The organism is Betaproteobacteria bacterium (assembly GCA_016720855.1).
Taxonomy (GTDB): domain Bacteria; phylum Pseudomonadota; class Gammaproteobacteria; order Burkholderiales; family Usitatibacteraceae; genus FEB-7.
The window spans coordinates 456,721-472,119 of the sequence record JADKJU010000001.1; the positions used below are offsets into that span (position 1 = coordinate 456,721).

Sequence of the window (15,399 nt, forward strand, 5' to 3'; positions counted from 1 at the left end):
CACGAGATGGCAATCGATCTCAGCCGTTTCATCGCGACGTTCTTCGACGAGGCCAGGGAGCATCTGGAGGTGATCGAGGAGCGGGCGATGGCCCTGGGCTCGGGCCAGCAGGACCCGGAACTGCTCAACTCGATATTTCGCGCCGCCCACTCGATCAAGGGCGGAAGCGGGACGTTCGGGTTCACGCAGCTCGCGGACGCGACGCACGAGATGGAGACGCTTTTCGACGGCCTGCGCAAGGGTCTGGGCAGCGCCGACGAAACCACCGTTCGACTGCTGCTGGACGCCTGCGACGTATTCAAGGCCCACCTCGCGCGCCTGAAGGCGCGTGACCGCGGTGCCGATGCGGCCATGGACGACATGCGTCAACGGCTCGGGAACTATCGAAGCGGCGCGCAGGCGAATAAGGCGCCCGAAACGCCTCCGGCGTCGGACCCGGCCCCGACGGAGGAGTCCTTCTTCGGAACCGTGGAGGAATCGAAGGACGAACCCAGGCCGCAGGGCACGGCCTACGGCCTGTTCGAGGAAGCGCCGGCCGCCAAGCCGGCGGAGGCGGAAAAGTACGGACTGTTCGAGTCCGCGGTGACAGGCTCGGAGAAGAACCGGCGCATGGGCGACCAGTCCTCGATACGCGTAAGCGTGGAGAAGATCGACCGCATCGTGAACCTGGTCGGCGAGCTCGTGATCGCGCAGGCCATGATGCAGCAGGCGGTGGGCTCCGAGGCCGGACGCGAGGACGAGTACCTCAACCATACCCTCGCCACGCTCGACCGCAACACGCGCGACCTGCAGCAGACGGTGATGTCGATCCGCATGATGCCCATGGAGTTCGTCTTCAGCCGCTTCCCGCGGCTCGTCTACGACGTTTCCGCACGGCTCGGGAAAAAGGTGGAATTGCACACCCAGGGGCACGAGACGGAGCTTGACAAGGAGCTGATCGAACTCCTCGTCGACCCGCTCACCCACGTGGTGCGAAACGCCATCGACCACGGCATCGAGCCGCCCGAGGAGCGGCGCCAGGCGGGCAAGCCCGAGACGGGGACCGTCGGGATGCGCGCCACGCACCGCGGCGGCAGCGTCATCATCGAGGTCTCGGACGACGGCCGCGGGCTCGACCGCGAGCGAATCATCGCCAAGGCGCGCGAGCTGGCAATGCCGGTCGACGACGCCATGAGCGACCAGCAGATCTGGGCCCTGGTCTTCGAGGCCGGGTTCTCGACCGCGCGGGAGGTGACCAGCGTCTCCGGCCGCGGCGTGGGGATGGATGTGGTCCGGCGAAACATCACGGCGCTCGGCGGAAGCGTGTCCGTCTCCTCGATACGCGGCGAAGGGACGACGCTCACCATCCAGTTGCCGCTCACGCTGGCGGTGCTCGAGGGCATGATCGTGAGCGTCGGCAACGAGCAGTACATCGTGCCGCTCGAGTTCGTCTCGGAAGCGTTCAAGCCCGGGCCGGGCGACATTCAGAGCATCGTGAACCAGCCTTCGTTGGTGGCGGTGCGCGGGGAGCACCTGCCGATCGTGAGGCTCGAGGAGGTGGTGGAGCTGCCCGCGAGCGAGGATGCCAGGCCGGAGCCCATCTGCCTGGTCGTCGAAGTCGACGACCGGCGCACCGCGCTGCTGGTCGACAGCCTGATCGGGCAGCAGCAGCTTGTGGTGAAGTCGCTGGAGACGAACCTGCACGGGGTCTCCGGCGTGACCGGGGCGACGATACTCGGCGACGGGCGGGTCGCCCTGATCCTGGACGTGAGCACGATCACGCGCACGCTGGCCACGCGCGCCGTGCCCCGGAGGGCGGCGTGAGCGCAGCCGCCGAGCCGCGTCGGGGAGGCGCCGGTCCCGCGGGACGCGAGTTCCCGTTCACCGTCGAGCACTTTCGCCAGATCAGCGACCGTATCTGCGAGTTCTCCGGGATACGCCTGCCCGAGACCAAGCGCGAGATGGTCTATGCGCGGCTTGCGCGCCGCCTGCGCACGCTGGGAATCGGGTCGTTCGACGACTACGTGCGCTTCCTCGAGCTGGAGCCTGCGGAGTGGGAGCACTGCACGAACGCCCTGACCACCAACGTGACCGCGTTCTATCGCGAGGAACATCATTTCACGATCCTGGCGGAGCACGCCCGCGCCACGGCGCGGGCAGGCGAGCGCTTCCGCGTCTGGAGTGCGGGCTGTTCCACCGGCGAGGAGCCGTACACGATCGCCATGTGCCTCACCGACACTTTCGGCGCGGCCGACTTTCACGTGCTCGCCTCCGATCTCGACACCCAGGTCCTCGCTTCTGCGCGCGAGGGCGTCTACCCGCTGCAGGCGGTCCTGCGCCTTCCGGAGCCGAGGCAGAAGCGATTCTTCCTCAAGGGCACGGGCCGCCACGAGGGAAAGGCGCGAGTGCGGCGCGAGATCGCCTCGCACGTCGACTTCCTTCGCGTGAACCTCATGGATGCGCAATGGCCGGTCCAGGGCGGGCTCGATGCCATCTTCTGCAGGAACGTGATGATCTACTTCGACAAGCCGACGCAGCGGCGCCTGATCGAGCGCTTCGCCGCTCTCCTCAAGCCGTCGGGCCTGTTCTTCGCCGGTCACGCGGAAAGCCTGCTCGATCAGGGGCGGGTTTTCCGTCTCCGGGGGCAGACCGTCTACCAGCGCGCCGACGCGCCCGGGGCCGCGTGATGCGCGACGACGACCCGCCCCGCGAAGAGCGCTCGAACCGCTATTTCGATCCGCACTTCAAGATCGACACGGCGAAGATCCTGCCCGGCGAGTACTACGCCACGGACCGGGACATGGCGCTCGTCACCGTGCTGGGCTCCTGCGTGTCGGCCTGCCTGCGCGACCGGGAGGCCGGCATCGGCGGGATGAACCATTTCATGCTCCCGGACGAAGGCAAGCTCGCCGGCTCCCACGGCAACATCAGCGCCGGTGGCCGGTACGGCGTGCATGCGATGGAACTGCTGATCAACCAGATACTCAAGCTGGGCGGCCGGCGCGACCGGCTCGAGGCGAAGGTGTTCGGGGGCGGCAACGTGCTGCAGGGCTTCATGCTCTCGAACGTGGGACAGCAGAACGCGGAGTTCATCGTCGAGTACCTTAACCTCGAGCGCATTCCCATCGTCGCCCGCGACCTGCTGGAGGATTGCCCGCGCAAGATCTACTATTTCCCCCGTAGCGGGAAGGTGATGGTCAAGCGGCTGCGCAAGGTGAACAACGACACGATCGTACTGCGCGAGCGCGACTACGGCGCCCGCCTCTTCCATGCGCCCCTCGAGGGCGGAGCGGAGCTGTTCAAATGAGCCGGATCCGGGTCCTCATCGTCGACGATTCGCGGATGATCCGCGACGTGCTTACCGACATCCTTCGCGAGCAGCCCGACATCGAAGTCGTGGGCGCCGCGGCCGACGCCTACGAGGCCCGTGACATGATCCGCGACCTCAAGCCCGACGTGATCACGCTGGACGTCGAGATGCCCAAGATGAACGGGCTGGAATTCCTCGACCGCCTGATGCGCGCCCGGCCGACGCCGGTCGTGATGATCTCGTCGTTCACGGAACGGGGCTCCGAGATCACGTTCCGGGCCCTCGAGCTGGGCGCCGTGGAGTTCGTGACCAAGCCGAAGCTGAATGAAATGCCGCCCGACGACTACGGGCGGATGATCGCCGAGAAGATCCGCGCGGCCAAGAGCGCGCGGCTCAAGGTGCCCAGGCGCGCGGAGGCGCCCGGCGAAAAGCCCGCCCCCGCGCCCGCGGCAGTGGTCAAGCGTCCCGTGCCTAAGGGCGTCAAGACCTCGGAACGGCTCATCGCGGTGGGCGCATCGACAGGGGGCACGGAGGCGATCCGCGATTTCCTGATCGGCATGCCGGTCGACTGCCCGGGCATCGCGATCGTCCAGCACATGCCGGAGAACTTCACCCGCATGTTCGCCGAGCGGCTCAACGGGCTCTGCGAGATCACGGTGAAGGAGGCCGAGCACAACGATCCCATCCTCCCGGGCCATGCCTATATCGCCCCCGGCGGGCGTCACCTCTGGGTGAAGCGCGAGGGCACGCAGCTCCTGGCCAAGCTCTCCACCGAACCGCCGATGAACCTGCACCGCCCCTCGGTGGACTTTCTCTTCCTGTCGGCCGCGAAATTCCTCGGGCCTGACGTGGTCGGCGTGATCATGACCGGGATGGGCCGGGACGGCGCCGAGGGCATGCTCGAGATGAAGAAGGCGGGTGCCTGGAACATCGCCCAGGACGAGGCGACCTCCGTCATCTTCGGCATGCCGCGCGAGGCGATCGAGCTCGATGCGGTGCATGAGGTGGCGCCGCTCTACCGCCTGCGCGAGCGCGCTCTCGCGCGCAGCGCCCCCGGCGCCAGGCGGGAGGCCGCGCGATGAGCATCGGAACGGCGCAGCAGGCGATGGGCATCGGCGCAGCGGCCGAGGCCGCGGGCGAGCTGGAGCGAAGGGAATTCCTCACCTGCCGGCTCGGGGAGGAGGCCTACGGCATCGATATCCTCCAGGTACAGGAGATCCGCGAGATCGACCACGTCACCCGGGTGCCGCACGTTGCTGCGTTCGTGCGCGGGGTGATCAATCTGCGCGGGGCGATCGTGCCGGTCGTGGACCTGGGCCTCATGTTCGGCTTCGCGCAGCCCATTGCGCTCAAGGGCGCGAGCGTCATCGTGCTCAACGCGGAGCGCCGGCTCGTGGGACTGGCGGTGTCGGGCGTGTCGGACGTGATCGCACTGGCAACCGAGGAGATCCTTCCCGCGCCGGATCTGGGCGACCGCGCCATCGGTGCGGCGATCGAGGGCATCGGCCGGCGCGACGGGGCGAGCGTGATGCTCCTCGACGTGGGTCACGTGCTCAGGCGCGTTCGCGCGGTGAAGCCGTGAGCATCAAGACCGGCATGCCGCCGGGACAGGGCGCTGATGCCGTCCGCGACGTGCCCAGCCGCATCGGCCCCTATGAAATCCTCGGCGTGCTGGGTCGCGGCCAGTCGGCGACGATCTATCTCGGCCGCGAGCTGTTTCCGGCCCGGGAAGTCGCCATCAAGGTCTACGACCCGCAGCGGCTCAACTCCGAGGACCGGCAGATCTTCCGCTCGCTGTTCCTGAAGGAGACGCTTCTCGCCAAGCGGCTGACCCACCCGGCCATCACGCAAGTCTACGACGCGGCCTTCGACGACGATCGCGCCTACATCGTCATGGAATACGCGCAGGAGGGCAGCCTCGAGCGGTTCACCACTGCCGAAGGCTTGCTCGAAGCCCCCAAGGTCGCGCAACTGCTGGAGAGCTGCTGCGACGCGCTGTCCTACGCCAATGCCCAGGGCGTGATTCACCGCGACCTGAAACCCGCCAACATCCTGATGGCGGCCGACGGGGAGGCGAAAGTGGCGGACTTCGGCGTGGCCTTCTCCAACCTTGCCTTCGACTCGACCCGGACGATGGTCGTGGGGTCCCCGGCTTACATGGCTCCCGAGCAGATCGGCGGCCAACCCTCCACCGCCCGGACCGACATGTATTCCCTGGGGATCGTCCTCTACAAGCTTCTGACCGGGACGCTGCCCTTCACGGCGGAATCGCCCGCCGCCCTCGCGGCCTGCATCATGATGGGAAACCTGCCGCCGCCGGGCAAGGTCCGGCCGGGGTTGCCGCCGATGCTCGACCTGATCTTCGCGCGGGCGACGGAGCGTGACCCGGCGATGCGCTATCCGACCTGGGAGGATTTCGCCGCCGACCTGCGCACGGTCGCCCAGCCCGGGGGCGAGATGACGGAGGCCGAACGCCTGGTCCGCCTGCGCAAACTTTCGTTCTTTCGCCAGTTCACTGCCGAATCGGTCGCGGAAGCGTCTTCGATGGGCCGCTGGTTCACGCTTCGTGCCGGGTCGCAGCTCGTCGGCGAGGGCGATCCGGGGTACTCCCTGTTCGTCCTGGCGCGCGGGCAGATGCGCGTCACAAAGGCAGGAACGCTGCTCGGCATCCGCGGTGCCGGCGAGTGCCTGGCGGAGACCGGCTTCCTGCGCGGCTCCGGGGCGCATCGCTTCAGCACGCTCACGGCCGTCACCGACTGCGCGCTCATCGAGTTCGACCCTGACGTGCTGTGGCTTGCCAGCGCCGAGACGATGCAGCAGTTCCACAAGGCGTTCCTGGCGACGATGGCCGAACGGCTCGTGCACGCCGAAACCGCCCTCGCGGAACTCCTCGGTGGCAAGAACGTGACGCTCTACTGATGCGGGCCAACGGATGAGAGTCGCCAGTCTCCAGTTTAAGCCGCTCGCGTCCGCTGGCGCGACGCCCGCGAGCGAGATGCCGATGGCCGCCCTTGCCGCGCCTGGCCGAGCGCGGGCGGTCGCGCTGGCCGATCCCCATGAGTGGAAGGAGTTCTAGGCAATGCGACCACGCCAGGCAATACGTGAGGCAACCCGGGAAGTGCTCGTCTTCCGGCTGGGCGGCGAGGAATACGGAGTCGATATCCTGAAAGTGCAGGAGATCCGCGGCTACGACAAGGTGACCGCGCTGCCCTCGGCCCCCGATTTCCTCAAGGGCGTGGTGAACCTGCGCGGCACGATCGTGCCGGTGCTGGACCTGCGCGTTAAGTTCGGCCTGCCGGAGCCCACCTACGACGCCTTCACGGTGGTGATCGTGCTACGGATCGTTTCCCGGGTCATCGGGATCGTGGTCGATGGCGTCTCCGACGTCGTGCAGCTCACCGCCAACGAGATCAAGAGCGCCCCGCGCCTCGGGTCCCTCGTGGATGCCACCTACCTGGCCGGCCTCGCCACGCAAAGCGATCGCATGATCCTGCTGCTGGACATCGAGAGTTTCCTGTCCGCGCGGGAACTCGACCTGCTCGGGGGGGTGACGGCCTCCGCCGACAACGCTGCATGAAGCGATATCTGCGGTTCGTCGCCCGCCATCCATACCTGCTGGTGGCGCTGATCGTGGTGTTTTTCCTGCCCTGGGTGTGGATGGCGTTCCTCGTGCCGGCCTGGGCACTCCTGACTTCGCTCGCACTGGTGCCTCTGGCGGCTTTCGCGGGGCTGGCGCTCGTCGTGCGGGACATGACCGCCGAGGAGGAGGAGGAGCCCCCCGACGCCGGGAGCGAACCGTTCATCAAGTGGCGCAAGCGCACGCGGCTTTTCCAGCAAGTGGTGATCGGCCTGGACACCATGCTGGAGCGCTGGGATGCGGCTGCGGAAATCAACCGCAGGAAGCTCGAGATGGTGACCGAGTCCGTCGAGGACGTCATCCGGCTCACGGAAAGCGCCGTCACCGAGATCAGCAAGAGTTTCCGTGTCGTGGTCGCCAGGGCGAACGAGCAGACGGAGGCGGTGATGTCGCTGCTGAAGGGCGAGGGGGAGAGCGGGGCGAGCGGCATCCTGTCGCTTCCGGAGTTCATCAAGGCCTACGACTCGCAGCTGCTGAACGTCACGTCGCACATGACGAGCTTTTCGCAGGCCGCCGACGAGATGGCGAGCCACCAGAAGCGCATCACCGAGCACGCCCGGGTGATGGAGGAGACGATCGACGGCCTGCGCAACATGGCCGCGCAGATCTCCCGCATCGCGCTGGACGGCTCCGTCGCCATGACATCGCAGACGTTCACGTCCCAGGACTTCGTCGAGATCACGGACCGCATCCGCGGGATCAGCGCCGAGGCGCACGACCTCACCCGGAAGACTCGTCAGGGCCTGGACGCGATCGGTGACGAGGTCAGGCAGGGCAACCGCCGCACGACGCAGGTGGCCGAGGCCGCGCGCCGCGCGGTGGGGGTTGCGCGGGCGGAGATCTCCTCGCTCAATGCCGCGACGACCGAGCAGACCCGCAAGATCGAATCGACGCTGCAGCGCATCAACGCGCTCTCCGTCGAGATCCAGAGGGACATCAACCAGATCATCGTGGCGATGCAGTTCCAGGACATCACGCGGCAGAAGCTGGAGCGCCTGCACAAGCCCGCGCTGGGCGCGGCGGCCGATTCCCTGTCGCTTCTGTCGCACGAAACCCGGGCACTCCTGCAGCGTGACCTCTACCGCGCCGTCCGCGCCTACTCGGAAAGCGCCCTCAAGCCGCAGTTCGAGGACAGCAAGGGCGAGCAGGCGCGCCGACTCGACGAGGCGGACCAGCCGGCCGAAGCCGACGGGACCCGGCCGCCGGACAAGAGGGTCGAAATCTTCTGAAGTTCCGGGGGCCCGCCCCGCAGGCGCGGCTCAAGGTAAACTTGCGCCTTTCCGTCCCCCTGGCCGCCATGGCGCGGCATGCCGATGAAGCTGGAAGCCGTCAACGATTTCGTCATCAAGTTCGCGAACGTGAACGGGTCGGGCTCCGCCTCGGCCAACACGCTCTTCGCGAAGGCCATCATGCGCATGGGCGTGCCGGTCAGCCCGCGCAACATCTTTCCGTCCAACATCCAGGGGCTCCCGACCTGGTACGAGGTGCGCGTGTCGGAGGCCGGGTGGCTGGGCCGGCGCGGCGGGGCGGACCTCATGGTCGCCATGAATCCGCAGACCTGGGAAAAGGACGTGGTCGAGATCGAGCCGGGCGGCTATCTTTTCTACGACTCCACCAAGCCCCTGCACACCGACAAGTTCCGAAGCGACGTGACCGTGCTCGCGATGCCGCTCACGGAGATCTGCAACGCCACCTATTCCGACCCGCGCCAGCGCCAGCTCTTCAAGAACATCATCTACGTGGGGGCCCTCGCCGCGCTCCTCGACATGGACATCGCGGAGGTCGAGAAGCTGGTCGCCGAGCAGTACAAGGGCAAGGAAAAGCTCCTGGAGCCCAACCTGAAGGCGCTGCACCTGGGGCGCGACTACGCGCTCGCCCACCTGCCGTGCCCGCTCGGCATCACCGTCAAGCGCTCCGACAAGGTGGGTGACAAGGTGTTCCTCGAGGGCAACAGCGCGACGGCCCTAGGCGCCGTGTACGGGGGAGCGACGGTCTGCGCCTGGTACCCGATCACACCGTCCTCCTCCGTGGCGGAAGCCTTCGCCCGTCACTGCCGCAAGTTCCGCACGGACGCCGCCACCGGCAAGAACAACTTCGCGATCGTGCAGGCGGAGGACGAGCTTGCCTCCATCGGCATGGTGATCGGCGCGGCGTGGAACGGTGCGCGGGCGTTTACCTGCACCTCCGGCCCGGGCGTTTCGCTCATGACGGAATTCATCGGGCTCGCGTATTTCGCCGAGATTCCGTCGGTGATCGTGAACGTCCAGCGCGCGGGCCCGTCAACCGGCATGCCGACCCGCACCCAGCAGGCGGACATCCTTTCCTGCGCCTACGCCTCGCACGGCGACACCAGGCATGTGCTGCTGTTTCCCGCGGACCCGAAGGAGGCGTTCGAGATGACCGCCGACGCGCTCGACCTCGCCGACCGGCTGCAGACCCCGGTCTTCGTGATGACCGACCTCGACATCGGCATGAACGAGCGCCTCTGCGATCCCCTCGAATGGGACGATTCGCGCACCTACGACCGCGGCAAGGTACTGACCCACGACGACCTCGAGTCCGGCAAGCGTTTCGGCCGCTACCTCGACGTGGACGACGACGGAATCACCTACCGCACCTACCCCGGCACCCACCCGAAGCGGGGGTCGTTCTTCACGCGCGGCACGAGTCGCGACCGCTACGCGCGTTACACGGAGGAGGGCAGCGCCTACGTGGACAACATGCAGCGGCTGCTGCGCAAGTTCGAGACCGCCAAGCAGTACGTTCCAGCGCCCGTGCTGCACGAATCGCCCACGCCGGCGCGCCATGGCGTCATCTACTACGGCTCCACGGCCTGCGCCATGGAAGAGGCGCTGGCGGACCTCGAGCTCGAGGGAGTGCCGCTCGATGCGCTGCGGGTGCGTGCCTTCCCGTTCCAGGACTCGGTGATCGATTTTGCGAAGGCCTACGACCACGTCTTTGTCGTGGAGCAGAACCGCGACGGGCAGCTTCGTACCCTCCTGATCAACGAGGGCGTCCTGGATCCCGCGCAGATTTCCTCCATCGCGCATTACGACGGGACGCCGATCACGGCCCGGTTCATCCGGAGCGAGATCGAGGAACGTCTTGCGGCATTCAACGTAAGGCCGCTGCGCCGCAGCGCAGCCGCAGGAGAGCGCTGACATGACCTATCTGGCCAAACCCAAGCTGCACCACCCGGACCTCCCTGCAAACTCGCTGGGATTCACGCGCCGCGACTACGAGGGCACGATCTCCACGCTCTGCGCCGGTTGCGGGCACGATTCCATCAGCGCCGCCATCGTCCAGGCTTGCTGGGAGCTCGCCATCGAGCCGCACCGCGTGGCCAAGCTCTCCGGCATCGGGTGCTCGTCGAAGACGCCGACCTACTTTCTCGACAAGTCGCACGGCTTCAATTCGGTGCACGGGCGCATGCCCTCGGTGCTCACGGGAGCCAACCTGGCGAACCGCCACCTCATCTACCTGGGAGTCTCGGGCGACGGTGACTCCGCTTCTATCGGCCTGGGCCAGTTCGCGCACAGCATGCGCCGCGGCGTGAACATGACCTACATCGTCGAGAACAACGGCGTGTACGGGTTGACCAAGGGGCAGTTCTCGGCCACCGCGGACCGCGGGTCCAAGTCCAAGCGCGGCGCCGTGAACAGCGAGGAGGGCATCGACCTCGTGTGCCTCGCGCTCCAGCTGGGCGCCACCTACGTGGCGAGAAGTTTTTCCGGCGACAAGGCGCAGCTGGTGCCCCTCATCAAGGGCGCGCTCTCCCATCATGGCGCGGCGTTCATCGACGTGATCTCCCCCTGCGTGGCCTTCAACAACCACGAGGGATCGACCCGCAGCTACGATTACGTGCGCCACCACAATGAAGCGGTGAATGCCCTCGACGTGATCACCGTGCACAGGGAGATCACCACGGCGTATGAGCCCGGCACGCTTCAGGAAGTGCGCCAGCATGACGGTTCGGTGATTCGGCTTCGCAAGCTGGACGGGGACTACGATTCCAGCAGCCGGATCTCTGCGATGAGCCACGTCCAGACTCGCTACGCCAAGGGCGAGATCGTGACCGGGCTACTCTATATCGAGCCTGATGCGGAAGACCTTCATGCGAGTCTCGGCACGGTCGATCGTCCGCTCAACGAACTCGGCGAGCCCGAGCTCTGCCCCGGCTCCGCCGCGCTCGCGAAGTTCAATGCATCGCTTCGCTAGATTCGCGTTCGCGGCCTTCGCCTGCCTCGCAGCGCTTTCCACCGGCGCCGGCGCACCTGACGTGCCGCCCGCAGCGGCGATTGCGGACGCGCCTGCTGCGACGCAAGCGCCACCGGCCCCGGCAACGCCTGCCGGGGCGGCATCACCCGCGGGGGGCAGGGTCGCGACGCTCAAGGTCTTCAACCGGACCATCACCGAATTTCGCAGCTCGTTCCTGGGCTTCCTTCCCGAGGAGCGTACGCGACGCGGGGCCGACGCCTTGCGCGACATTCTCGCTGAAAGCGGACCGGGCGAAATCGCGGTCAAGACGATCCCCCAGGGTCGGGCGATCACCGTGGACGGCAAGCTCGCGTTCATCCTGCAGCCCGCGGATGTGAACGACCTCGGCAGCGAGACGCTTGATTCGAAGGCAGACCACGCGGCGAAGGCGCTCAAGCGCGTGGTCGAGGAAACGCGCGAAGCACGCAACGTCGAGAGGCTGCTGGGCGCTTTCGTGAAAGTCGCGATCGGCACGGCCATCGCCCTGGCGATTCTCTGGGCGCTCAGGCGGGTACGAGGCTGGATCGCCCTGTCACTGGCCGGCCTCGCAAGCCGTCATGCCGGGCGGTTGCTCGTCGGCGGACAGGCCGTGGTCGGCCGCGAACAGGTGTTCACAGGCGCCCGGGCACTTACCGCGGGAATTTATTGGCTGCTGGTCGCGGCGATCGTCTACGAGTGGCTCGGCTTCGCGTTCATCCAGTTTCCCTGGACGCGGCCCTGGGGCGAGGGACTGCAGGATGCCACCCTCAATTTAGCCTCCTCGGCGGCGACGGACGTCGCTGGGGCGCTGCCGAACCTGGTCGTGGCGGCCGCGATCTTCATGATCGCGGCGGTCGCCACGCGCACCTCCAACCGCTTCTTCGCGCCGTTCGTGGCCGGCGAGAGCCAATCGGGTTGGCTCGACCGTGACACCGCGTTGCCCACGCGCAATCTCACCGCGGCAGCCCTGTGGATATTCGCGCTCTCGATGGCCTATCCGTACCTTCCCGGCGCGCAGAGCGACGCGTTCAAGGGCCTTTCGGTGCTGGTGGGGGTGATGATTTCGCTTGGATCCACGAGCATCATCGGGCAGGGAGCCAACGGGCTCATCCTCATGTACACCCGCACGATTCGCCCCGGCGAATACGTGCGCATCGGCGAACACGAGGGGACGGTGGTGGAACTGGGCGCGTTCACCACGCGCATCCGCACGGGACTGGGCGAGGAGCTCACGATCTCCAATTCTCTCATTGCCGGTGCGGTCACCAGGAACTACTCGCGGGCCGTGAAGGGCGTGGGCTTCGTGCTCGACACGACCGTCACCATCGGCTACGACGCGCCATGGCGGCAGGTGCAGGCGATGCTCGTCGAGGCGGCGAAACGCACCTCGGGCGTGCTGGACAATCCCGCCCCGGTCGTCTTCCAGACGGCGCTCGCGGATTTCTACGTCGAATACCGCCTGGTCACGCAAGCCGTCCCGACCGACCCGCGGCCCCGGGCCATGGTCCTGGCCGAGCTGCACGCGAACATCCAGGACGTGTTCAACGAGCACGGGGTGCAGATCATGTCGCCGCACTACCTGGGCGACCCGGCCGAGGCGAAGGTCGTGCCGCCGGCTCGATGGCACCTGGCGCCGGCGCCCCCGAAGGACCCGCCCCGTGGTTGACCTGCGTAGCGACACCGTCACGCGCCCGTCGGCCGCCATGCGGGACGCGATGGCGCGCGCCGAGGTGGGCGATGACGTCTTCGGCGACGATCCGACTGTCATCGCGCTCCAGGAGAAGGCCGCCGCGATGTTCGGCATGGAGGCGGGGCTCTTCTTTCCCTCCGGCACGCAGTCGAATCTCGCCGCCCTCATGGCCCACTGCGCGCGTGGCGAGGAGGTGATCGTCGGCCAGGACGCGCACACCTACCGCTACGAAGGCGGCGGCGCCGCGGTCCTCGGTTCCATCCAGCCGCAGCCGCTGCAGAACCTCCCTGACGGCACGCTCGACCTCGCGATGGTCGAGGCGGCCATCAAGCCGGACGATCCGCACTTCGCCATCACGCGCCTGCTCGCTCTCGAGAACACGATCGGCGGCAAGGTCATCGGCCGCGACTATCTCGCGAAGGCGGTGACGCTGGCCTGGAAGCGAGGGCTGGCCACGCATCTCGACGGCGCGCGCATCTTCAACGCCGCGGTGAAGCTCGGCATGCCCGTGAATCTCCTGTGCGCGGGCTTCGACACCATTTCGGTTTGCCTGTCGAAGGGGCTCGGTACACCGGCCGGCACGGTCCTCGTGGGTCACCAGGGGCTCATCGACCGGGCCAGGCGCATCCGCAAGATGCTGGGCGGGGGAATGCGGCAGGCGGGCATTCTCGCCGCTGCCGGGCTGTACGCCCTGGAGCGGAACGTTTCGAGGCTGGCGGAGGATCATGCCAACGCCGAGCGGCTGGCGCGCGGGCTGGCCGGCGCAGGCTGTGAAGTCGAGCCGGTGCAGACGAACATGGTCTTCGTGAAGGTCGCCAGGGAGCGCTGCGCAGCCCTTCAGGAGCACCTGAAGGCGAGCGGGATCGTCGCCATCGTGTCGCCGCGCACGCGACTGGTCACGCACCTCGACGTGGACGAAGCCGGCATCGATCGCGCGACTTCCGCGTTCGGGTCGTTTTTCCGCAGTTCCGCAGCGGCGGACTGACCCTCACCCCGGACTCCTGTCCTGAAGGAGAGGGGCGATGGGCCGGAACCGTGCCTTACCTCCGGCTCCGCTCCTGACAAGCGCAGAGAAGCCTGCCGCCGGAAAAGGGTTGGGGATAAGGGCGCGCCTAAAGCACTTCCGCCGCGTGGTCCGCCAGCCGCGAGCGTTCGCCGCGCGTGAGCGTGACATGCCCGCTGTGCCCCCACCCCTTGAAGCGGTCCACCACGTAAGTGAGGCCCGATGAGCCCTCCGTGAGGTAGGGCGTGTCGATCTGCGCCACGTTGCCCAGGCAAACGACCTTCGTGCCCGGCCCTGCGCGCGTGATGAGCGTCTTCATCTGCTTGGGCGTGAGGTTCTGCGCCTCGTCGATGATGAGGTACTTGTTGATGAAGGTCCGGCCGCGCATGAAGTTCAGGCTCTTCACCTTGATGCGGCTGCGGATGAGGTCCGCGGTGGCCGCGCGCCCCCAGTCACCGGCCTCGTCGTCGGTCTTCATCAAAACGTCGAGGTTGTCCTCGAGCGCCCCCATCCACGGGGTCATCTTCTCCTCTTCCGTGCCGGGGAGGAACCCGATGTCCTCGCCGACCGGGACCGTCACGCGAGTCATGATGATCTCGCTGTAGACCTTGTATTCCAGGGTCTGCATGAGGCCCGAGGCCAGCGTGAGGAGCGTCTTTCCGGTGCCGGCCTGTCCCAGCAGCGTCACGAAATCGACCTCCGGGTCCATGAGCAGGTTCAGGGCGAAGTTCTGCTCGCGGTTGCGCGACGTGATGCCCCAGACGTTGTTCTTGTGGTGCGAGTAGTCCTTCAGGGTCTGCAGCGTCGCGGTCTTGCCTTTCACGTCCTTCACGATCGCGTAGAAAGGGCGGTCGCCCTCGTGGAAGACGAACTGGTTCACGAGGAGCGAAGGGCACAGCGGGCCCTTCACGCGGTAAAGCGTGCGGCCGTGCTCCTGCCAGCTCTCCACATCCTTGCCGTGCTTGTCCCAGAAGTCCTCGGGCAGCCCGAGCATGCCGGTGTAGAGGACGTCGGTGTCCTCCAGCACCTTGTCGTTGAAGTAGTCCTCGGCCGCCAGCCCGATCGCATGCGCCTTGATGCGCATGTTGATGTCCTTGGACACCAGCACGACCTGGCGCTTGGGGTGGCGCTGCTTGAGGTGCATCGCCACACCGAGGATCACGTTGTCGGCCTTTTGCGAAGCGACCGAATCGGGGATCTCGACGGTGACGGAGTGCGTCTGCAGGAACAGGCGCCCGAGCCCGTCGCCGTGCGTCCTGCCCTTGAGCGCGTAGCCCGATTCGATGTCGCCGGCCCCGGAGGAGACGATCTCGTCGAGGAAGCGGCTCGCCTGCCGGGCGTTCCTCGCCACCTCGCTCATGCCCTTCTTGTTGTCGTCCAGCTCCTCGAGCGTGACCATCGGGAGATAGACGTCGTGCTCCTCGAACCGGAAGAGGCTCGTGGGGTCGTGCATGAGCACGTTGGTGTCGAGGACGAAGAGCTTCACGGCGGCCGATTGCCGTGCGGCCCGGCCCTCGCCGTGGCTGTCGCGTTTTCGTTGCATG

13 protein-coding genes are annotated in these 15,399 nt (G+C 67.1%); 12 read left to right on the forward strand and 1 reads right to left on the reverse strand.

Annotation, left to right across the window (positions count from 1 at the left end):
• Positions 1–6: 6 nt before the first annotated feature.
• The 12 genes from IPP91_01980 (at position 7) to ltaE (ending at position 13,837) form a co-directional block, all read left to right on the forward strand.
• Positions 7–1,803 (forward strand): chemotaxis protein CheA, encoded by a 1,797-nt coding sequence (locus IPP91_01980; GenBank protein ID MBL0140847.1) that lies wholly within the window; start codon positions 7–9, stop codon positions 1,801–1,803.
• Positions 1,800–2,666: a chemotaxis protein CheR gene (locus IPP91_01985; protein MBL0140848.1), complete on the forward strand. Its 867-nt coding sequence runs from the start codon at positions 1,800–1,802 to the stop codon at positions 2,664–2,666. Before IPP91_01980 ends, IPP91_01985 begins: the two co-directional genes overlap by 4 nt.
• A complete protein-coding gene (gene cheD / locus IPP91_01990; GenBank protein MBL0140849.1) occupies positions 2,666–3,286 on the forward strand; it encodes a chemoreceptor glutamine deamidase CheD in 621 nt (206 codons plus the stop codon). Before IPP91_01985 ends, cheD begins: the two co-directional genes overlap by 1 nt.
• Positions 3,283–4,371, forward strand: a complete 1,089-nt coding sequence (locus IPP91_01995) for a chemotaxis response regulator protein-glutamate methylesterase (GenBank protein MBL0140850.1) — start codon at positions 3,283–3,285, stop codon at positions 4,369–4,371. Before cheD ends, IPP91_01995 begins: the two co-directional genes overlap by 4 nt.
• Positions 4,368–4,871 (forward strand): purine-binding chemotaxis protein CheW, encoded by a 504-nt coding sequence (locus IPP91_02000; GenBank protein ID MBL0140851.1) that lies wholly within the window; start codon positions 4,368–4,370, stop codon positions 4,869–4,871. The genes IPP91_01995 and IPP91_02000 overlap by 4 nt, the downstream gene beginning before the upstream one ends.
• Positions 4,868–6,208 (forward strand): protein kinase, encoded by a 1,341-nt coding sequence (locus tag IPP91_02005; protein MBL0140852.1) that lies wholly within the window; start codon positions 4,868–4,870, stop codon positions 6,206–6,208. The genes IPP91_02000 and IPP91_02005 overlap by 4 nt, the downstream gene beginning before the upstream one ends.
• Positions 6,209–6,368: 160 nt before the next feature.
• Positions 6,369–6,866 (forward strand): chemotaxis protein CheW, encoded by a 498-nt coding sequence (locus IPP91_02010; protein ID MBL0140853.1) that lies wholly within the window; start codon positions 6,369–6,371, stop codon positions 6,864–6,866.
• Entirely contained in the window at positions 6,863–8,155 is a 1,293-nt protein-coding gene (locus IPP91_02015; protein MBL0140854.1) for a methyl-accepting chemotaxis protein, read from the forward strand. The genes IPP91_02010 and IPP91_02015 overlap by 4 nt, the downstream gene beginning before the upstream one ends.
• Before the next feature lie 78 nt (positions 8,156–8,233).
• A complete protein-coding gene (locus tag IPP91_02020; protein MBL0140855.1) occupies positions 8,234–10,087 on the forward strand; it encodes a 2-oxoacid:acceptor oxidoreductase subunit alpha in 1,854 nt (617 codons plus the stop codon).
• Position 10,088: 1 nt separating this feature from the next.
• Positions 10,089–11,144, forward strand: a complete 1,056-nt coding sequence (locus tag IPP91_02025) for a 2-oxoacid:ferredoxin oxidoreductase subunit beta (GenBank protein ID MBL0140856.1) — start codon at positions 10,089–10,091, stop codon at positions 11,142–11,144.
• Positions 11,128–12,828, forward strand: a complete 1,701-nt coding sequence (locus tag IPP91_02030; GenBank protein MBL0140857.1) for a mechanosensitive ion channel — start codon at positions 11,128–11,130, stop codon at positions 12,826–12,828. The genes IPP91_02025 and IPP91_02030 overlap by 17 nt, the downstream gene beginning before the upstream one ends.
• Positions 12,821–13,837 carry a low-specificity L-threonine aldolase gene (gene ltaE / locus IPP91_02035; GenBank protein MBL0140858.1) on the forward strand — a complete coding sequence of 339 codons (1,017 nt, stop codon included), beginning with the start codon at positions 12,821–12,823 and terminating at the stop codon, positions 13,835–13,837. Before IPP91_02030 ends, ltaE begins: the two co-directional genes overlap by 8 nt.
• 127 nt (positions 13,838–13,964) lie before the next feature.
• Here ltaE and IPP91_02040 read toward each other — a convergent pair whose 3' ends face one another.
• Positions 13,965–15,398, reverse strand: a complete 1,434-nt coding sequence (locus tag IPP91_02040) for a PhoH family protein (GenBank protein MBL0140859.1) — start codon at positions 15,396–15,398, stop codon at positions 13,965–13,967.
• Between the last annotated feature and the right edge of the window lies 1 nt (position 15,399).